This is a genomic window from Micromonospora sp. M42, assembly GCF_000568915.1.
Taxonomy (GTDB): Bacteria; Actinomycetota; Actinomycetes; order Mycobacteriales; family Micromonosporaceae; genus Micromonospora; species Micromonospora chalcea.
Map to the genome: position 1 here is coordinate 2582875 of NZ_KK037233.1, position 18914 is coordinate 2601788.

General features: G+C 74.1%; 14 protein-coding genes, 5 tRNA genes and 3 pseudogenes. 9 read left to right on the forward strand and 13 right to left on the reverse strand.

The features are described from left to right. The first annotated feature begins 71 nt into the window (after positions 1–71). The gene (locus MCBG_RS11600) at positions 72–1739 is read left to right on the forward strand and encodes a sensor histidine kinase (protein WP_176722880.1); all 1668 of its coding nucleotides are present in this window, start codon (positions 72–74) and stop codon (positions 1737–1739) included. Between the two features lie 7 nt (positions 1740–1746). Here MCBG_RS11600 and MCBG_RS11605 read toward each other — a convergent pair whose 3' ends face one another. Further along, the gene (locus MCBG_RS11605; RefSeq protein WP_013284884.1) at positions 1747–2385 is read right to left on the reverse strand and encodes a response regulator; all 639 of its coding nucleotides are present in this window, start codon (positions 2383–2385) and stop codon (positions 1747–1749) included. 186 nt (positions 2386–2571) lie between these two features. On the opposite strand from MCBG_RS11605, the gene MCBG_RS11610 reads away from it, so the two are divergent. Further along, a complete protein-coding gene (locus tag MCBG_RS11610) occupies positions 2572–3546 on the forward strand; it encodes an Acg family FMN-binding oxidoreductase (RefSeq protein ID WP_030501785.1) in 975 nt (324 codons plus the stop codon). Positions 3547–3614: 68 nt separating this feature from the next. On the opposite strand, the pseudogene MCBG_RS11615 reads toward MCBG_RS11610, so the two are convergent. Further along, positions 3615–4616, reverse strand: a pseudogene (locus tag MCBG_RS11615) (NAD-dependent epimerase/dehydratase family protein). Between the two features lie 1028 nt (positions 4617–5644). On the opposite strand from MCBG_RS11615, the gene MCBG_RS11620 reads away from it, so the two are divergent. After that, positions 5645–6220 carry a hypothetical protein gene (locus MCBG_RS11620; RefSeq protein ID WP_043325575.1) on the forward strand — a complete coding sequence of 192 codons (576 nt, stop codon included), beginning with the start codon at positions 5645–5647 and terminating at the stop codon, positions 6218–6220. A gap of 64 nt (positions 6221–6284) precedes the next feature. On the opposite strand, the gene MCBG_RS11625 is transcribed toward MCBG_RS11620, so the two are convergent. The 3 genes from MCBG_RS11625 to MCBG_RS11635 all read right to left on the reverse strand — a co-directional run bounded on the left by MCBG_RS11625 (position 6285) and on the right by MCBG_RS11635 (position 8240). After that, positions 6285–7931 carry a PKD domain-containing protein gene (locus tag MCBG_RS11625; protein WP_043325576.1) on the reverse strand — a complete coding sequence of 549 codons (1647 nt, stop codon included), beginning with the start codon at positions 7929–7931 and terminating at the stop codon, positions 6285–6287. A 153-nt stretch (positions 7932–8084) separates the two neighbouring features. Next, a tRNA-Val gene (locus MCBG_RS11630) sits at positions 8085–8156 on the reverse strand. Between the two features lie 11 nt (positions 8157–8167). Further along, a tRNA-Gly gene (locus MCBG_RS11635) sits at positions 8168–8240 on the reverse strand. Positions 8241–8398: 158 nt separating this feature from the next. On the opposite strand from MCBG_RS11635, the gene MCBG_RS11640 reads away from it, so the two are divergent. Next, on the forward strand, positions 8399–8644 hold the full coding sequence (locus MCBG_RS11640; protein WP_043325578.1) for a DUF6458 family protein: 246 nt from the start codon (positions 8399–8401) through the stop codon (positions 8642–8644). A gap of 76 nt (positions 8645–8720) precedes the next feature. Here the strand turns inward: MCBG_RS11640 and MCBG_RS11645 are convergent, their stop codons facing one another. The 6 genes from MCBG_RS11645 to MCBG_RS11670 form a co-directional block, all read right to left on the reverse strand. Continuing rightward, the gene (locus tag MCBG_RS11645) at positions 8721–9404 is read right to left on the reverse strand and encodes a hypothetical protein (protein ID WP_043325579.1); all 684 of its coding nucleotides are present in this window, start codon (positions 9402–9404) and stop codon (positions 8721–8723) included. 96 nt (positions 9405–9500) lie between these two features. Further along, on the reverse strand, positions 9501–10886 hold the full coding sequence (locus tag MCBG_RS33005) for a response regulator transcription factor (protein ID WP_051611176.1): 1386 nt from the start codon (positions 10884–10886) through the stop codon (positions 9501–9503). A gap of 124 nt (positions 10887–11010) precedes the next feature. Then, the gene (locus tag MCBG_RS11655) at positions 11011–11829 is read right to left on the reverse strand and encodes an isocitrate lyase/PEP mutase family protein (RefSeq protein WP_043325581.1); all 819 of its coding nucleotides are present in this window, start codon (positions 11827–11829) and stop codon (positions 11011–11013) included. A gap of 111 nt (positions 11830–11940) precedes the next feature. Continuing rightward, positions 11941–12015 (reverse strand) — tRNA-Val (locus tag MCBG_RS11660). A 12-nt stretch (positions 12016–12027) separates the two neighbouring features. Continuing rightward, positions 12028–12098: transfer RNA gene (locus MCBG_RS11665), tRNA-Cys, on the reverse strand. Positions 12099–12132: 34 nt separating this feature from the next. Next, positions 12133–12205, reverse strand: a tRNA-Gly gene (locus MCBG_RS11670). Between the two features lie 275 nt (positions 12206–12480). Between MCBG_RS11670 and MCBG_RS11675 the strand changes: the two genes are divergently transcribed. Next, positions 12481–13083, forward strand: coding sequence for a TetR/AcrR family transcriptional regulator (locus MCBG_RS11675; protein ID WP_043330511.1), 603 nt, complete (start codon positions 12481–12483; stop codon positions 13081–13083). A 39-nt stretch (positions 13084–13122) separates the two neighbouring features. Here MCBG_RS11675 and MCBG_RS11680 read toward each other — a convergent pair whose 3' ends face one another. Continuing rightward, entirely contained in the window at positions 13123–13950 is an 828-nt protein-coding gene (locus tag MCBG_RS11680; RefSeq protein ID WP_043330513.1) for a hypothetical protein, read from the reverse strand. Between the two features lie 189 nt (positions 13951–14139). On the opposite strand from MCBG_RS11680, the gene MCBG_RS11685 reads away from it, so the two are divergent. The 4 genes and pseudogenes from MCBG_RS11685 (at position 14140) to MCBG_RS11700 (ending at position 17800) form a co-directional block, all read left to right on the forward strand. Next, on the forward strand, positions 14140–14808 hold the full coding sequence (locus MCBG_RS11685) for a class I SAM-dependent methyltransferase (protein ID WP_043325583.1): 669 nt from the start codon (positions 14140–14142) through the stop codon (positions 14806–14808). A 9-nt stretch (positions 14809–14817) separates the two neighbouring features. Next, positions 14818–15980 (forward strand): annotated as a pseudogene (locus MCBG_RS11690) (cytochrome P450). Positions 15981–16049: 69 nt separating this feature from the next. Further along, a complete protein-coding gene (locus MCBG_RS11695) occupies positions 16050–16982 on the forward strand; it encodes an ABC transporter ATP-binding protein (RefSeq protein ID WP_043325584.1) in 933 nt (310 codons plus the stop codon). Then, a complete protein-coding gene (locus MCBG_RS11700; protein WP_051611178.1) occupies positions 16979–17800 on the forward strand; it encodes an ABC transporter permease in 822 nt (273 codons plus the stop codon). The genes MCBG_RS11695 and MCBG_RS11700 overlap by 4 nt, the downstream gene beginning before the upstream one ends. Positions 17801–17820: 20 nt before the next feature. Here the strand turns inward: MCBG_RS11700 and MCBG_RS11705 are convergent. Then, positions 17821–18499, reverse strand: a pseudogene (locus tag MCBG_RS11705) (response regulator). Positions 18500–18914: the final 415 nt, after the last annotated feature.

The window sequence follows — 18914 nt, forward strand, 5'->3', positions numbered from 1 at the left end:
CCGGGCGATACCATCGCCCGGTGGCCGCCGCACCCCAGCCCCAGCACGAGCACGTCGCGCCGTCGCTCGGGCTGACCCCGCTGTCCCGCGTCCGCCTGGACGAACTGCTCCAGGAGATGCTCGACCGCGTCGGCGAGGTGGTGACCAGCCGCGAGCGGCTCCGGGCGCTGCTGGACGCCGTCGTCGGCATCGGTTCCGACCTCGACCTGCGCAGCACGCTGCAGCGGATCGTGCAGTCGGCGTGCGAGCTGGCCGGCGCCCGCTACGGCGCGCTGGGCGTGATCGGCCCCGACCGGATGCTGCACGACTTCATCGTCCACGGCATCAGCCCCGAGCTGCACGCGAAGATCGGCGAGCTGCCGCACGGCCGCGGCGTGCTGGGCCTGCTCATCGACGAGCCGAAGCCGGTACGCATGCCGGACATCACCAAGCACCCCAACTCGTACGGCTTCCCGCCGCACCACCCGCCGATGCACAGCTTCCTCGGCGTGCCGGTGCGCATCCGTGACCACGTCTGGGGCAATCTCTACCTGGCCGAGAAGCAGGGCGCCGCCGAGTTCACCGAGGACGACGAGGAGATCGTGGTGGCGCTCGCCGCCGCGGCCGGCGTGGCGATCGAGAACGCCCGCCTCTACGCGCTGGCGCACCGGCGCGAACGCTGGCTCGCCGCCGCCGCCGAGATCACCTCGGTGCTGCTCGGCGAGGTACGCCGCACCGACGCGCTGACCCTGGTGGCCCGCCGCGCCCGCGAGGTCGCCGAGGCCGAGCTGGCCCTGGTGCTGCTCTACGACGAGGACGAGGCGCAGTTCACCGTCGAGGTGGTCGACGGCGCCGACCCGGTCACCCGGGAACTGGTCGGCGCGGTGCTGCCGGCCGCCGAGACCAGTTTCGCCGCGTCCGCCACGTCGGGCCGGCACGACCAGGTGGAGAACCTCGCCGCCGCGGCGCCCTGGCCCCGGCCCGTGGTCGCCGGCCCGGCAGTGGTCTCCCCCCTCGCCGCCGCCGACACGCTGCACGGCGTCCTGGTGATCGGCTACCGGCCCGACCACGGCCCCGCCGCCGACGACGACCTCGCGCTGCTGGCCAGCTTCGCCGGGCAGGCCGCGCTGGCCATGGAACGGGCCCGCGGGCAGGAGGAGCGGGAACTGCTGGTGGTCCTGGAGGACCGCGAACGCATCGCCCGCGACCTGCACGACGTGGTGATCCAGCGGCTGTTCGCCACCGGCCTGCAACTGCAGAGCGGCGCGATGAACGCCCGCCCCGAGGCCGCCAAGCGGATCAACCAGGCGGTCGACGACCTGGACGCCACCATCCGCGACATCCGCCGCACCATCTTCGAGCTGCGTACCCCGATGAGCGCGGCGCTGCGCACCGAGATCCGCGAGGCCATCGAAGTGGCCGCCGAGTCGCTCGGCTACCGGCCCGACCTGGAGCTGGTCGGCCCGATCGACAGCGCCGTGCCGGACGAGCTGCGCGGAGAACTCACCGCCGTGCTGCGCGAGGCGCTGTCCAACGCGGTACGCCACGCGCAGGCCGACCGCGTGTCGGTGCGCGTACGCGTCGACTCCGGCCGGGTCGAGATCACCGTCACCGACGACGGGATCGGCTGCGACCCGGAGGCGGCCCGCAGCGGGCTGGTCAACCTGCGGGAGCGGGCCGAGCGGCTGGGCGGCGAGTTCTCGCTGCGCCGGGCCGAGCCGCGCGGCACCGAGGTGCGCTGGAGCGTCCCGCTCGGCTGAGGCGGCGTCAGGTGTTCTTGCCGAGCAACCGGGTCGCCAGCACCGCCGCCTGGGTGCGCCGCTCCAGACCGAGCTTCGCCAGCACGCTGGAGACGTAGTTCTTCACCGTCTTCTCGGCCAGGAACATCTTCCCGGCGATCTCCCGGTTGGTGAGCCCCTCCGCCACGTACTCCAGGATCCGCCGCTCCTGCTCGGTGAGCGACTTCAGCTCCCGGGGCTGCTCCACGCCGCTGCGGATGCGCTCCAGCACGCGGGTGGTGATCGCCGGGTCGAGCAGGGACTGCCCGGCCGCCACCCGGCGGACCGCGTCCACCAGGTCGGTGCCGCGGATCTGCTTGAGCACGTACCCGGCGGCGCCCGCCATGATCGCCGCGAACAGCGCCTCGTCGTCCTCGTACGAGGTGAGGATCAACCCCTTGATCGAGGAGTCCACGGCGCGGACGTCCCGGCACACGTCGATGCCGTTGCCGTCGGGCAGCCGGGCGTCGAGGATCGCCACGTCGGGGCGCAGCGCGGGGATGCGGCGCGCCGCCTCCTGGGCCAGGCCGGACTCGCCGACCACCTCGATGTCGCCGCTGCTCTGCAGCAGGTCGGCAAGGCCACGACGGACGACCTCGTGGTCGTCGAGCAGGAACACCCGGATCATCAGTCCTTTCTACCCGCTTTCCCGCGTCAGTAGCACGGGTCGAAAGTCCCGTCCTGCACGCGCCGGCCGGGACCGACGGCCGGGCCCAGGTGGGGACCTCCGGCCCTGCTCACCGCGCCGCCCGCTGACGCACCGTAGTGGTGTACCGGACGGGGGAGCCGGCGCCGCACGAGAGGAAGCACCACCATGACGACCGAATACACCACCGCGGACCTGCGGGCCGCGGTCGCCGACGCGGTCCGGGCGCCGTCGCTGCACAACACCCAGCCGTGGCGGTTCCGGGTGGTCGACGGCGGCATCGAGGTGTCCGTCGACCCGCTGCGCGGCCTGCCCGCCACCGACCCGACCGGCTGGGGCGCGCGCATGGCGGCCGGCGCGGCGCTGTTCAACCTGCGGCTCGCGCTCGCCGTGGCGGGCACCCCGGCCACGGTGCGGCTGCGCCCGTACCCCTCCGACCCGGACGTCGTGGCCCGGCTCGTGCCGGACGTGCCGCGCCGCCCCACCCCGACCGAGCAGAGCCTGTACGGGGCGATCAGCCGCCGGTTCAGCAACCGCGCGCCGTTCTGGCCGGACCCGGTGCCGGCCGAGGCCCGCTGGCGGCTCGGCGAGGCAGCCCGCGCCGAGCAGTGCTGGCTGGAGCTGGTGATCGGCACCAGCGCGGTGAACGCGGTCGCCGAGGTCGCCCGCAGCGCCCACCGGGTGCTGGAACGCGACCCCGCGTACGTGGCCGAGCGGGCCGAGTGGATCCGCTCCGAGCCGGCCCCGGACGGCGTGCCCTCCGGTGCCGGCGGACCGCAGAGCGAGCCGCAGGACCTGCTTCCCCAGCGCGGCTTCGGCGGCCGCAACCGCGCCCCCGGCCGCGACTTCGAGCCGGAGCCGCTCGTCGCGGTGCTCGGCTCGGCCGGCAACACCTCCGCCGACCAGATCCTCGCCGGGCAGGCGTTGCAGCGGGTGCTGCTCACCGCCACCGACGCCGGGCTCAGCGCGTCGATGCTGTCCCAGCCGATCGAGGTGCCGGCCGCGCGGGAGGCGCTGCGGATGTCGCTGGGCCGGTTCGGCACTCCGCAGATGGTGATGCGGATCGGGTACGGCCAGCCGGGCCGCGCCACCCCGCGTCGCCCGGTCGAGGAAGTGCTCGACCTGCCGGTCGTGCCGGCCTGACCCGGGCCCCTCCGCGGGTCAGGCCGGCCGCACGGTCCTTGTGCCGGCTCCGGACTCCGGCGCCCGGCTCAGGCCGGGAGCGTGGCCAGCAGGGTGGCCTCCCGCTCCGGCGCCAGGCCGACCGGGGCGCGGGCGGGCCGTCCCGCGCGCGCCGGCACCTGCCCCACCTCGCGCAGCCACCGCCAGGTTCGGCGACCGTCTCGGTCACCGGCCGGCAGACCAGCCCCGCCGCGTACGCCCGCTCGACGTTCCGCTCCTGCAACCAGCGGTACTCGTGCCCCACGCGGCACCCAGACCGGCAGGTCGTTCCACGGCACCACCCCGGCCGCCAGGATCGGCTCCGGCGCCGCCCACCGCAGCGTCGCGTCCGACCCGGTCGCCGCCACCGCCGCGTCGAGCAGCTCACCCATCGTCGTGTGCCCGGTGCGACCGATCACGTTGTACGCCCCGCCGACGCCCTCGGCACCCCGGTCCAGCAACCAGTTCGCCAGGTCACGGACGTCCACGTACTGGATCGGCAGGTCACGCGGCCCGGGCGCCAGCACGTCCCCGCCCCGGGCGATCCGGTTCAGCCACCACGGCAGCCGCCCGATGTCCTCCCCCGGCCCCAGGATCAGCCCGGCGCGCACGAGCAGCGCCCGGTCACCGAACTCCCGGGTCGCGGCGAGTTCCCCGCCCGCCTTGTTCTCCGGGTAGTCGCCGTCGTCGGCGTCCGGATCCGCTGACACCGTCGGCGCCTCCTCGCCGGTGCCGAGTTCGACGGGCGGCGCGTACACCGAGCCGCTGGACACGTAGACGTAGTGCGGCACCGCGCCGGCGAGCGCCGACGCCGCGTCCCGGACCGCCCGGGGCGCGCCGTCCCAGGTGTCCACCACGAGATCCCACTCGCCGCCGGCGAGCGCGGCCAGCCCGTCCGGCATCGTCCGGTCACCCCGCAACCGGTGTACGCCGGGCGGCGCCTGCCCGTGTACGCCCCGGTTGAACACTGTCACCTGCCAGTCGCGGCGTACCGCCTCGGCCACCACGGCACCACCGACAAAGCCCGTACCACCCAGCATCAGCAGTCGCATGCGTCCCAGCCTGCCGCCGCCCGCCGGCCATGGCGCCCCTTGTTCACGGTGAGCGGATCTGCCAGCGGCAGAACCCGGTCCGAGGGCAGCTCGGCCCGGACGGGGCGGCGGCGCATGTCTTTGTCCGCCGATCTTGGAGTAATGGTGCCCAGTATGCCCGGTTGACACCCTTCGCAATGCACCACAACTCCAAGATCGGCGCACCCGCCCAAGACCACGGCGATTTCCGAGCCCTCTCAAACAGCCCTCGCCCCAGTCCTCCGCGATCTTGCACTTCGGTACCCCGCATAACGCGCAAACGGGGACACCCGAAGGGCTGCACCTGCAAGATCGACGCGGCACTACGCCGCCCTTCGGTCCGATCCGGCCCCACCCCGCCCCGCGCGAGCCGCCCCAAGGGCGTCGATCATGAAGTTGACGGCACTTGGTGTCCGGTTTGTCGCCGCCAACCTCATGATCAACCGATGGCGGGGTGCCTGGGGAGGGCTTGTTCGATCTTGGAGTTGTGGTGCCCAGGATGCCCGGCTTGACATCGTTCGTGAGGCGCCACAACTCCAAGATCGCGGTGATCAAGGAGTTTGTGTGCTCGTGGGTGCCGGAAAGGGCCGCAAACTCCTTGATCACCTGTGCAGAGCGAGGTGCCGGGTGGGGTGGGTGTGTCTGGTCGGTGGTGGGCGGGGTGTCGGGTTCGGGGGTGGTGGGCGGCACTCTGGTGGCGGAATCGTGGGCGGGTGCGGGGCGTTGTAATCGGGTGAACGACCGAGCAGGACCGCCCCCGAGCGGTCGGCTGAGGGAACACGGCCTGCGGGTCGTTGAGCCTGGTTCCGACGACGTGAACCCGCGCCCGGGTGGTGTGAGGCCCCCGGGAATGATGCCGGGTCGACGGTCGTTGGACATCCTTCCGGCGCCGCGTGAAGGCCCCCCGCCCTCCGCGAGCAGCCCGAGACCCCTGAGACTTTTGAGCGCCTGACGGTGCCCACGTATCCCGTCCCCCACGGGTGCGTCGACCCCCGAACGGAGCCCCCATCATGAACACGATTCTGCGTAAGAGCATCCTGGGTATTGCTGGCCTGGCTTTCACCGGTGGCGTGTTCGCCGGCCCGGTCGCCGCCCACGCCGTTGACACCACCCACGCCGCCAAGCCGGTCACCGCCACCGTGCAGGGTGACAAGCTGATCCCGCACGGCGTGCAGGGCGACCAGTCCCGCATCGACCTCAACGACGAGCAGACCGCCAACGTCAAGGCCATCATCGCCGCCACGAAGAAGGCCGGCATGGACGAACGCGCCGCGGTCGTGTCGATCGCTACCGCCCTGCAGGAGTCGAAGCTGGAGAACCTCGGCCACCTCGGTGACCGCAACGACCACGACTCGCAGGGCCTGTTCCAGCAGCGCCCCTCCAGCGGTTGGGGCACGGTCGAGCAGATCACCGACCCCGAATACTCCACCACCGCGTTCCTGAAGGGCCTCAAGCAGGTCGACGGCTGGCAGGACATGCCCCTGACCAAGGCCGCCCAGACCGTCCAGGTCTCCGCCTACCCGGACCACTACGCCCAGTGGGAACAGCAGGCCGCCGACCTCGTCGCCAAGCACTGGAACAAGTAAGACAAAACGTGAAGGCCGGCACCCCGAACCAACGGGGTGCCGGCCTTTTCGCGTACCCGATGGGTCAGGCCGGGGGCAGGACGAACGTCCACGTGGTGGTGGTCGTGCTGGCCGCGGCGCCGGTGGCGGTGAGCCCGCCGTAGCTGCCGGTCGGCACGCTGCTCGCCGAGTCGGCGAGCAGGCCGGTCACCCGTCCGCCCCCGGTCTGCGAGGTGTTGCTGCGCACCGCCACGCCGGCCGGCGGGGTGAGCGCGGTGGAGGTGCTGTCGCCGTGCAGCCAGTACGACACGGCCCAGCTCTGCGCCGCGGTCACCGGCGCGTACGGGGTGATGCGGGTGGCGGTGCTCGCCGGATCGGTGGCCCGGGTGAAGACCGGCGCCCCGGGCGCGACCCCCCGGTACGCGGCCAGCACCAGGTTGCCCTTCGCCTGACCGTCCAGTGTCACCCGGACCGCAGTGCCCGCATCACCGGCGCTCGCGGTCTTCCACCAGGCGGTGGTGGTGGCGAAGCCGCCGTCGAGGCGGTCGAGCCTGCTCCAGCCGGTCACGCCGGTCGGCTCGCCGGTGCCGGTGTGCGTGTTCTGGCTGAGCAGGAGCAGCAACATGTCACCGGCCTGCACGCCCGCCGGAACGGTCACGGTGTGGCTGGTCCAGTTGGCGTTCGCGGTGGCCTGGCCGACGAACGAGATCCGCTCCGGTACGGGCTCGACAGTCACCTCGACGGTCGCGGTGCCGGTGGCGCCCCGGTCGTCGGTGACGGTGAGCGTGACCGGGTAGGTGCCGGCCGCCGCGTACGTGTGGGACGTGGTCGGTACGGAGGCGGTGCCGGTGGTGTCGCCGTCGCCGAAGTTCCAGCTGTGGTCCTGGATCGCGCCGTCGGCGTCGGTGGAACCCGCGCCGGTGAACGTGCACACCAGCCCGGAGCAGGTGGGCGTCAACGCGGCCACCGGCGCCTGGTTCGCGGGGCCGCCCGATCCCTTCAGGATCTTCACGTAGTCGATGTCGCCGGCGAAGTAGTCGCAGGTGACCTTCGTACCGTCGCACTGGCTCTTGCCGCCGACGGACAGCGGCCAGGTGTTCGCGATGGTGCCGGTCGGCCCGTTGAGGCGGCTGGTCCGCACGCCGTCGACGTACATCTCCACGTACGCGGAGGTGCGGTTGCAGGTGATCGTGTGCCACTGGCCGTCGGAGATCGGCGCGTCCGTGTAGCCGGTACGGGAGGCGCCGTCCGCACCCCGGAACAGGCACTTCGGCTTGCCGTTGGGCGCCTCGAACTTCCAGTAGCCGCCGGCCGTGTTGCCCTGTCCCTTCTGGAGGATGTTGCCGAAGGAGTACGTGGTCCGGTAACGGATGGTCACCGAGAAGTCCCCGGCGTCCGGGTTGAAGTCGGTGGTGTGCGGCACCAGGTCGACGTGGCCCGGGACGTACTCCTGGTCCGTGGGGAGGTGGGTGGCGAAGCGGTGGCCGGTCGCCCCGGCGTAGAGCGCGCCGGTGACCACCTCGCCGCCGATCGTGCCGTGGCGGCCGTTGCCGCTGTAGTCGGTCAGCGCCGTCGACGACGCCGGTTCGTCCATGCTGTAGAACGCCACCGTCCGCGTCGCGGTGGCCTGCGCGGGCGCGGCGTAGACCGTCACCCCGGCCGCCGCGACGACAGTCGCCACCCCTAATCGTGCGGCCGTCCGCCGCCACCGTCCCCGCTCGATCGTTGCCATGTGACCGCCTCCCTGCGCATCGGGCCTCACAGTGACACGCGCGGTGGCAGCGGCAGAATAATCCGCACGGTGGACCTGGGAGACCGATGTAGCCGGTGCCGGCTGTCCGGTGGGAGACGACCGCCTGTCGACCGGCGGCGTGGTGACTCTCGGTGGGCGATACTGGGTTTGAACCAGTGACCTCTTCCGTGTCAAGGAAGCGCGCTCCCACTGCGCCAATCGCCCGGGCAATCGCGAGCGGACGACGGGATTCGAACCCGCGACCCTCACCTTGGCAAGGTGATGCGCTACCAGCTGCGCTACGTCCGCGTGCCGCCGGTTCGAACCGGCGACGCAGCAGACTCTACCCGATGCCAAGATCGCCGTGCGCCAGGCCCCCGCCGCGCCGGGCGGCAGGTGGTTGCGCCGCTCGCCGCCGGGGTATTGAGGCCGGTGACAGCACAACCATCCCCCCGAAGGAGGCTGTCGTGGGTATCGGTACGAGCATTTTCCTGATCGCGGTCGGCGCGATCCTCACGTTCGCGCTCAACGCCAGCGTCGGCGGGGTCGACCTCGACGTCGTCGGCTGGATCCTCATGGCGGCCGGCGTCCTCGGCCTGATCATGACCACGCTGGTCTGGGGCCGGCGTCGTCCGGTGGTCGCCACGACCACCGAGGAGCCGGTGGAGTACCGCCGGGTCGAGGAGCGCCGGGACGTCGCACCGCCCATGTGATCGCGAGCGGGGCCGACGGAGCTGATCGGTCCCGGGACCGGACCAGCCGGATCGAACATCCGGCCGGTCCGGCCTGCTATGCCCGCTCGCCGTCGGTGGCGGCGCCGTCGGTGAGGGCGCGCAGCCCGTACCAGCCGATCGCGGCCACCAGCGCCACCTGCGCCAGGTAGCTCGCGACGACCACCGCACGAGCGGCGTCCTGCGGCACCAGCACGAACGCCACCACGTAGACGAGCGCGGCGACGACCAGCGGACGCGGCATGGTCCGGCCGATCAGGATCCCGACGAGCGCCAGGACCATGCCGAGGACGATCGCCACCTGGCTGCCGAGGACGGCCGGGAGCAGCCCGTCCAGTTGGTCGTTGAACACGTCGAACAGCGCCCGTCCCTGCGCCTCCGGCACGACCGCCGGGTCGGCGGCGTAGGCGAACGGCAGCACCTCCGCGGTGATCGCCAGCGCGAACACCACGCCGCCGAGGCCGGCCAGGAAGGCACCCACCAGGTTCAGCACGCCCGCGCGGCCCCGGGCCAGCCCGACGATGAACACCGCCGCGGCGATCCAGGACACCGCGTACGCGGGCCCGCCCAGGTAGAGGTTCATCGGCCAGTACGCGGACCCCAGCTCGCGGACGTCGTCGTAGTGGATCGCGCCGTCGAACGGCGGCTCCCACAACATGAACACGGTCCGTCCGGCCAGGGACGCCAGGAGCAGGACGAAAAGGGCGACGAGCGCGGCACGGCGCAACTTCGGTACGGGCACGGTGAGAGCCTCCGTCGATTCAGGTGTCGCCCCACCGTGCCGAGGTACCGCCCGCGCGGGCATCGGCCTCAGCACCTATCTTCGGAAAATCCCTGCTCAATGCGACTGTCTGGCGTGCTCCAGCCAGATCCGCGCGGCCCGCACCCGACGGTTCGTGGCGCCGCCGGGCGTCAGGTCGAGCTTGACGAAGATCGCGCGCAGATGGGCGTCGACGGTCCGCTCGGAGACCACCAGCTGCGCGGCGATCCCCGCATTGCTGGCGCCGTCGGCGAGCGCGGCGAGCACCTCGCGTTCACGCGCCGTCAGCCCGCCGACCGACACCGGGCCCGCGGCATCCACAACCGCCGTGGCCGGGGCCGCCGGCTCGATGACGTTCGTCGTCTCCGCCGCACCGCCTCCCGTCGTACCCTCTGCACCGCCTCGCGGCGTCACCGGCGCTGTCGGCGCGGCGGTGAGCAGCGCCGACAGCCGGCCGGTGCCGGCCCACGCCCCGCCGACGACGGCGACGGTCAGCGCCGACACGACCAGGGCGACCGAGGTCGGGCCGAGGGACGACCCGGGAGCGGCCACGAGCGTGCCGACGCCGACCACCAGCAGGGCCGCGGCGGCCAGGCCCGCGCCGCGCACCACGGCGCCGACCCGGCGCGGCTCGGTGGCGCCGCGGGCGGCGGTGACCGCGCACGCGGCGGCGAACACGGCGGCCCCGGCCAGTGCCACCAGGAAGGCGACCGAGCCCAGCGACGGTTCGACGTCGCCGGGCGTGCGGGCGACGGCGAGCAGCAGGCAGAAGACGACTGTCAGCGGCGCGGCGGTGGTGGCCGCCGCGGCCACGCCGAGACGCGCCCGGACGGCGTGGTGCGACCCGAGAGCGGCCCGCCAGAGCGTCACCGGGAGCAGGAACAGCGCCACCGCTGCCAGCAGGGTGACGGCGGCGCCGACCGGCGCGAGCGCGGTACGCCAGGACTCCGCGGCGATCGTCGGAACCCCCGCGAACGGCTCGGTCGCCGTGGTCAGCAGCGCGTTGACGAGCGTGGCCACGCCCAGGGTGAGGCCCACGAGCCGGTGCGTCCACGGGACGGCGTCGCCGGCGCGGACGGCGGCCGAGGCGGTCAGCTGAAGGAGTGCCAGCGGCGGGATCCACGCCGAGTTCCACGCCGCGACGGCCGGCCCGGCCCACGGATGCCCGGCCGCGACGGCGGCCACCGCGACGACGGCGAGCGCCAGATACGCCAGCAGCGACGCGGCGAGCCCGGCCGCCAGCCGGCCGGCGGCACGGTGACCCGACCGGCTGAGCCGGAGCGCGGCGAGCGCGGTGACCACGGCTGCCGTCGCGAGGGCCACGGCGCCGACCGGGTCGCTCGCGAAACCGCCGTGCCCGGCCGCGCCCAGGACGGCGAGCGCCGCGACGCCGAGGGTCGCCGTGGCGGCGGTGAGGACGGGCAGGCTCCGCAGCGCGGGCACCGGGCGGACGACCGCCGTCATCCGTGGTGATCCCGTCGGGACGGGCGCCGGGGACAGCCGGTCGCCGTCCGCCGGCTCGGACGCGGGACAACGGCCACCAGCACATTCAACCCGGTCCCCCGCCCGAGGTCGATCCCGTGGCCGGTCAGTCGCGCATCAGCTCGTTCAGCTCGCCGAAGTCGAGCCCGCCGGCGAGCGCCTCGTACGTCCCGGCGCCGAACACCTCCGCCGCCGCACGCCGGACCACCGCGTACGCCGTCTCGGCCAGCGCCGGGCCGAGGCTCACCCGGGCCACCCCGAGTCGCGCCAGCTCGGCCACCGGCGGCGCGCCCGGCCCGGCCAGCACGTTCAGCGGGGCCGGGATCGCCGCCGTCAGCGCGGCCACCGTCTCCGGCTCCACGGTTCCGGGTACGAAGATCCCGTCCGCGCCGGCGGCCAGGTACGCCTCGGCGCGCTCGACCGTCTCCGGTACGCCCCCGGCGCCCCACAGGTACGTGTCGACGCGGGCGTTGACGTACAGCGGGATGCCGGCGCGGTCGGCGGCGGCCCGGACCGCGGCGAGCCGGGCGACCTGCTCGTGGATCGGGCGCAGCGGACCGCCGCCGTCGTGCCGGGCGTCCTCGACGTTGACGCCGACGGCTCCGGCGGCGAGCACGGCGGCGACGGTCTCGGCCACCTGGTCGGGGTTGTCGCCGTACCCGGATTCGATGTCGGCGGTGACCGGAAGGCGGACCGCGTCGGCGACGCGGCGGATGACGTCGACGGCGGTGTCGCGGGCGAGCAGGTCGCCGTCGGGGGCGCCGCGACTCCAGGCGACGCCGGCGCTGGTGGTCGCGATCGCGTGGGCGCCGGCCGCGGCGACGAGCCGGGCGCTGACCGCGTCCCAGGCGTTGGCCAGGATCAGTGGGTCACCGGGCCGGTGCAGGGCGCGGAACCGCTGGGCTCGGGTCTGTTGATCGTCCACCGGGCCAGTCTGGGTGGGGCACGCGGGTGCGGCAATGGCCAGCGGCGCGGCACTGGACTGATCGATGGCGACGAGAAAGGCCGTGTCGAATGATCGACACGGCCTTTCCGCTGGTGGGCGATACTGGGTTTGAACCAGTGACCTCTTCCGTGTCAAGGAAGCGCGCTCCCACTGCGCCAATCGCCCTCGTCTACTGCGAGGTGGAGACGGGATTTGAACCCGTGTACACGGCTTTGCAGGCCGTTGCCTCGCCTCTCGGCCACTCCACCGAGGTTGCCCCCGAACTGCGTGGCGGCATCTCCGAGCGGACGACGGGATTCGAACCCGCGACCCTCACCTTGGCAAGGTGATGCGCTACCAGCTGCGCTACGTCCGCACGCCCCCGGTGTTATCCGGTGACGGATGAGAACTTTAGCCGAGCCCGGGAACGGTTGCCAAATCGGGTTCCGTTTCCGGCGCGTCCGGTGGTGGCGGACCCCGCTCCCCCTCGGCTTCCTAGGAGCCTGGGTGGCTTCCGTCCGAGAGCACCGGCGAGCGCTCCCACCTGCGGAAGCAGACCGGCGCGTCGAGTGTCCGGCATCCGACTGCCCGCCCGCCGACCAGCCGCTTCGGTAACTCCCCGTGGTCATGCGGATGGGTTACCGTAACGCCGTGACGAGACGAGCCGCCGAGATCCGCCTGGACGCGCTGCTGCGTACGGCCTGTGAGGTGATCGCGGAACGAGGGCTCGCCAACACCCGCACCGCCGACGTGGCGGAGGCCGCCGGGGTGAGCCAGGCCCTCGTGTTCTACCACTTCGCCACCAAGGACCGACTGCTCGCGCAGGCGTTCGCGTACGCCGTCGAGCAGGACCTGGCCAAGCTCGACGCGGTGCTCCGCTCCTCCGCGCCGCCGCTGGCGAAGCTGCGCCGCATGCTGCGCCTGTACGCGCCGGCCGGCCGGGCCACCTCCTGGTCGATGCGCATCGACGGCTGGGCGGAGTCGCTGCGTACCCCGGAACTGGAGAAGCTCTCCCGGCGGCTGGACCTGCGGTGGCGGCAGGACCTGGCCGCGCTGATCACGGACGGGGTCGCCGAGGGCACGTTCGACTGCCCCGACCCGGCCGGCGCGGCCTGGCGGATCAGCGCGGTGATGGACGGCCTCGCGGTCCAGCTCGCGGTGCACGAGCGGGTGATCACTCGCCGCCAGATCGCCGAGTGGATCCGCCTCGTCGCCGCCCGCGAACTGGGCCTCGAACCCAGTCAGCTCGACTGACCGGGCCCCGCCCCCGGCCCGCGCGGGCGGGTCCGCCGGTCAGGGCCAGGTCGGGCGGGGGCGCTCGAAGGGCGGTGGCAGGGTTTCCGGTTCGGTGACGGCGGCCGGGCGCAGCAGGCGGCGCATCCGCAGCAGCAACCCGGCGCCGAGGAACAGCAGCAGCCCGCCGAGCAGGAACGCGGCCTGCACGAGGCCGAAGCCGCCGCTGTCCGCGACCGGGCGTCCGGCCACACCACCGGGCGGCGGCGGCTCCACCACTGCCGCGTCGGTCGGCTCGTCGGTCACCGGGTCGTCGGTGGGTGGCTCCTCGCTCGGCGTCTCCGAGGGCTCCGCGCTGGTGGGCGCCGGGGTCGGCGAAGCCTCCTCCCCCACCACCTCACGCGAGGCGGTCCGCCGGGCCAGCAGCCGCAACTGCGGGTCGTACGCCTCGGCGGCGAAACTCACCCGGCCGCGCGCGACGTCCTCGGCGAACGCCACCCGGTAGCGGGCGGTCACGGTCCGGCCCGGGCAGAGCACACCCGGGTCGAGTTGCCGGTCGGTGAGCCGGGCGGTGTCTCCCTCGGTGCGGATCTCCAGCGGGAACGACCCGCTGTCCTCCACCCGGTCCACCTTGAGCTGGTCCAGCCGCAGGCCCTGCACCCGCACCAACATCGACCAGCGCACCTTGACACAGCCGCCCCCGTCGGAGCGGGACACCACGGCGGACAGCGTCTCCACCCGGTTCCCGGCGGTGAACTCGTCCGGCAGACCGCTCAACTCGGTGGAGAAGGCCGCCGCCGCCCGCGCGGGCAGGGCTCCCCCGTACCCGGTCCCGGCCACGAAGGTCAGCACCAGTCCGATCCGTAGCGTGTGCCGCCACCCGCTCACCACGCCTCCTCACCCTCGGTCGTGTCCACAGGCAACGCTAGGAGCGCGCCGGGCACGCCGGTAGACGGGCGTGTTCGCATCCAACGCCACAACACGGGGGCCATTTCACCGAGCGTGGTGAACCGGTCACGGCCCCGCCGCGACACGCCCGGGATCGGGCCCGGCCGGCGGGTGGGACACAATTCTCCGGTGTCCGAGCTGTCCGCCGCGTTCGTCCGGCTGCACGCCCGCCTCGCCCCCGTGGCGTTCGTACCCGAGGTGCGCCTGCACCAGGCCGACGAGCCGATCGGCCTGTGGGAGCTGACCGAGGGCGAGTTCCGCAGCGCCCAGCCGCCGCCGTTCTGGGCGTTCGCCTGGGCCGGCGGGCAGGGCCTGGCCCGCTACGTCACCGACCACCCCGAGGTGGTCGCCGGCCGCCGGGTGCTCGACCTGGCCTCCGGCTCCGGCCTGGTCGCCATCGCCGCCGCCCGCGCCGGCGCGGCCGCCGTCCGGGCCGTCGAGGTGGACGAGCGGGCCGTCGCGGCCGTCGCGCTCAATGCCGAGGCCAACGGGGTACGCGTCGACGCCGAACTCGGCGACATCCTCGACGCCGACGCGGGCGACGCCGAGGTGGTGCTGGCCGGGGACGTCTTCTACAGCGAGGCGATGGCCCGCCGGATGCTGCGCTTCCTGCTCCGGGCCGCCCGTTCCGGCGCCCGCGTGCTGGTGGGCGACCCGGGCCGGGCGTTCCTGCCCCGCGAGCGTTTCCACGAGCTGGCCGCGTACGACGTGCCGGTGTCCGAGGCGCTGGAGAGCGTACGGGTGAAGCACACCACCGTGTGGGAGCTGGACCCGAACCCGCCGGGCGCCCGCCGCTAGCGTTACCGCGTGCTGTTCCGGGGCTGGGGGGAGTCCGTCGACGGGCAGTGGCCGGACACGGCCACCGTTGTCGACCACGTCGGCGTGCCGCACCTGGTGGTGACCCGGCACGCGCTCGTACGCAAGGTGCTCACCGATCCGGTGACGTTCCGGCCGGACAACGCGCTCGACGCGGTCACGCCGATCCCGGTGGCCGCGCTGCGGGTGCTCGCCGGGCACCGGTTCCGGCTGCCGCCGACGCTGGCGAACAACGGCGGCGCCAGCCACCCGGAGATCCGCGGCATCGTCGCCGACGCGCTGCACCCGCACCGGGTGGCGGCCCAGCGCCAGTGGCTGACCGGGCTGGTCCGGGAGCGGGTGGCCGGGCTGGCGGCGACGCTGGACGAGGGCCGCCCGGTCGACCTGTACGCCGGGCTCGCCGCCGACCTGCCGCTGCTGGTGCTGGCCCGGCTGGTCGAGCTGCCGGACGCGCCGGTCGGCGCGGTGAAGGACTTCGCCCGGGCCGCGCTGGAGCTGTTCTGGGCGCCGCTGGACTCCGCCCGGCAGCTCGCGCTGGCTGCCGAGGTGGGCCGGTTCCACACCGTGCTGCGGGAGTTCGCCGCGACCGGGGGCGGGCTCGCCGCGCGGCTGCGCGACGCCGGGCACTCCCCCGACGTGGTCGTCGGCGCGCTGTTCTTCCTGCTGGTCGCCGGCCAGGAGACCACCTCGCAGTTCCTGACCCTGCTGCTGCACCGGCTGTCCAGCGAACCGGCGGTACGGGCCGGCCTGCGCACCGGCACTGTCGCGGTGGACGACGTGGTCGAGAAGGGCTGAGGCTGGAGCCGCCGATCGTCACGTGGCGGCGGGTGGCGGCGGCTGACACGACGCTCGGCGAGCTGCCGGTGGCGGCGGGCACCAGCGTGGTGGCGTGGCTGGCCCGCGCCGGGCGCGACCCGGCGGTGGTCGGCGCGCCGGGCGAGTTCCGCCCGGGGCAGCCCGGCTCGCGGCGGCACCTGGCGTTCGGCGCCGGGCCGCACCGCTGCGTCGGCGCGCAGCTGGCCCGGATGGAGGCCGCCGTGGTGGTCGCCGAGGCCACCGCGCTGCTCGACGGCGTGACGGTGGTGCGTCCGCCGTGGTGCCCGGACAACCTGACGTTCCGGATGCCCGACGCGTTCGTGGTCCGTCGCACCTGACGAAAGTCGGTGTCGGCCGTTGCCGTTCGACGGCAGTGTGGCGCCACCGCCGCCCAATAGCGTCGCCGCATGATCACACTTCGTGGGTTGACGAAACGGTTCGGCGCCGTGACGGCCGTCGACGACCTGACCGTCGAGATCCGCCCCGGCCAGGTCACCGGGTTCCTCGGCCCCAACGGCGCCGGCAAGTCCACCACCATGCGGATGGTGCTCGGCCTGGACCGGCCCACCGCCGGGCAGGCGCTGGTCAACGGGCGGGACTACCGCACGCTGCGGCACCCGCTGTACGAGGTGGGCGCGCTGCTCGACGCGACAGGCGTGCACCCGGCCCGCTCCGGCGTGGCGCACCTGCGGGCGATGGCGCGCAGCAACGGCGTACCGGCCCGGCGGGTGACCGAGGTGCTCGACCTGGTCGGCCTGGACGCCCGCGCCGCCGGCAAGCCGGGCCGGGCGCTGTCGCTGGGCATGGGCCAGCGGCTCGGCATCGCCGGCGCGCTGCTCGGTGACCCGCCGGTGCTGCTGCTCGACGAGCCGGTCAACGGGCTCGACCCGGACGGGGTGCGGTGGATCCGCGGGTTCACCCGCCGCCTCGCCGACGAGGGGCGCACCGTCCTCGTCTCCAGCCACCTGATGAGCGAGATGCAGCAGACCGCCGATCGGGTGGTGGTGCTCGGACGCGGCCGTCTGGTCGCTGACGCGCCGCTGGCCGAGCTGATCGCCGCCCGGCCCGCCGCGTCGGTCCGGGTACGCGGGCCGGAGCCGGCCGCGCTCGCCGCGCTCGGTGACCGGCTCGCCGCCGAGGGCGCGACTGTCACCGCCGATGAGGGCGGGATGTCCGTCGCCGGCAGCACCGCCGGCCGGGTCGGCGACCTCGCGCACGAGATGGGGGTACGGCTGCACGAGCTGACCCCCGTCGCACCCTCCCTGGAGGAGGCGTTCCTGGAACTGACCGCCGACAGCGTGGAGTACGCCGCCGGCTCGACCGGAGGTGGGACCCGATGACCGCACCGTCCACGCTCGACCCGGCACGCCGGACCACCCGGCCCGCTCCGGCCGGGCATCCGCTCACCGGGGCGGTGGCCGCCGAGTGGACGAAGCTCTGGTCGGTCCGCTCCACCTGGTGGACGCTGCTCGCGGCGGTGCTGACCATGGCGGCCACCAGCGCCCAGCTCGCCATCTACGCCCAGAACGCCAACACCGACGACGACCCGGCCAACAACCCGGGCGTGGTCGGCGTCGGCGAAATCGTGGCCGGGTCGCTGGAGCTGACCCAGTACGTGGTGCTGGCGCTCGGCCTGTTCGCGATCACCAGCGAGTTCGCCACCGGCACGATCCGCACCACGCTGCGCTGCACCCCGTCGCGGGGCCGGGTGCTGGCGGCCAAGGCGATCGTGGTGGGCGCGGTGACGTTCGGCCTCGGGCTGCTGCTCGGCGCTGTCGGCGCGGTGACGGCCCGGCCGGTGCTCGGCGAGTGGGGCCGCGCCCCGCTGGGCGGCACCGTGGCCGGCGTGGTGGCCGCCGCGGCGTACCTGGCGCTGATCGGCGTGCTGGCGCTCGGCCTGGCGGCCGCCCTGCGCGGCGCGGTGCTGGCCCTGACAGTGCTGTTCGCGCTGCTGATGATCGTGCCGCTGTCGTTGCAGGAGCCGGACATCACGGTGCTGACCCGGATCGCCGACGCGTTCCCCGGCGTGGCGGGCAACCACTTCCTGGCCGGGGACACCGAGCCGTACCCGGCAGCCGTCGGGCTGCTGGTGCTCGCCGCCTGGACCGCCGCCGCGCTGGCGCTGGGCCGGTGGGCACTGTCCCGGCGCGACGCCTGAGGAACGCGGGGCGGGGCTGGTCAGCCGGTGGGCGGAACCAGCCCCGCCTCGTACGCGAGGATCGCCGCCTGCACCCGGTTGCGCACGTCCAGCCGGGTGAAGACGCTGGTCAGATAGCTCTTCACGGTGCCCTCGACCAGGTGCAGCCGGCGGGCGATCTCGGCGTTGGACAGTCCCGCCCCGACCAGCGCCAGCACGTCGCGTTCCCGGTCGGTGAGCCCGGCCAGCCGGTCCCGCGCGTACGGGCCACGGGCCAGCCGGCCGCCGCTCAGCTCGATCACCCGGCGCGCCACCCGCGGCGACAGGTACGCCCCGCCCTCGGCCACCGCCCGCACCCCGGCCAGCAGTTCGCGCGGGTCACCGGACTTGAGCAGGAACCCGGCGGCGCCGTGCCCGAGCGCGCGGGCGATCAGGTCGTCGTCGCCGAACGTGGTGAGCATGACCGCCGCGGTCTCGGGCACCAGCCGGCGGATCTGCGCCGCCGCGCTGAGCCCGTCGCAGCGGGGCATCCGGATGTCCAGCAGCGCCACCCGGGGGCGGTGCGCGCGGACCAGCTCGACCGCCGCGAGGCCGTCCTCGGCCTCCCCGACCACCTCGATGCCGGGGTCGGCGGCCAGGATCGCCCGGACCCCGGCCCGGACCAGCGTTTTCGTCGTCGGCGAGCACCACCCGCAGCGGGCGGTCGTGGTCGTCGCTCATGGTGCGATCTGCTCCTTGCTGACCAGCCGCCCGTCGGCGAAGCAGAGCCGCCAGGTCGCCTGGGCGAACGGGAAGTTGCCGTCGGGTGTAGAACTCGCAGCCCGGCGCGGCACCGGTCGCGGGCGGGTCGGCCTGCCGCCGGGGCAGCCCGAGCGCGTCGCGCGGCTCACCCAGCCGCAGCCGTTCGTAGCCGGCCCGGTCCAGCACCGCGCCGGCCGTGGCGAGCGGGTAATAGACCAGCGCCAGCACCAGGGCGAGCCCGGCGGGCGCGCCCGATCGCGACGAGCAGGCTGCGCCGCACCCGCCGCCGGGCCTCCCCGCAGCCCCGGGCCGCGTCCCCCCGGTTCACCCCCGCCGGGATGCGCCGGCACCGGCGAACGGGTCGGGTCCGCGACGCCGTCAGCCCCGGGTCGGC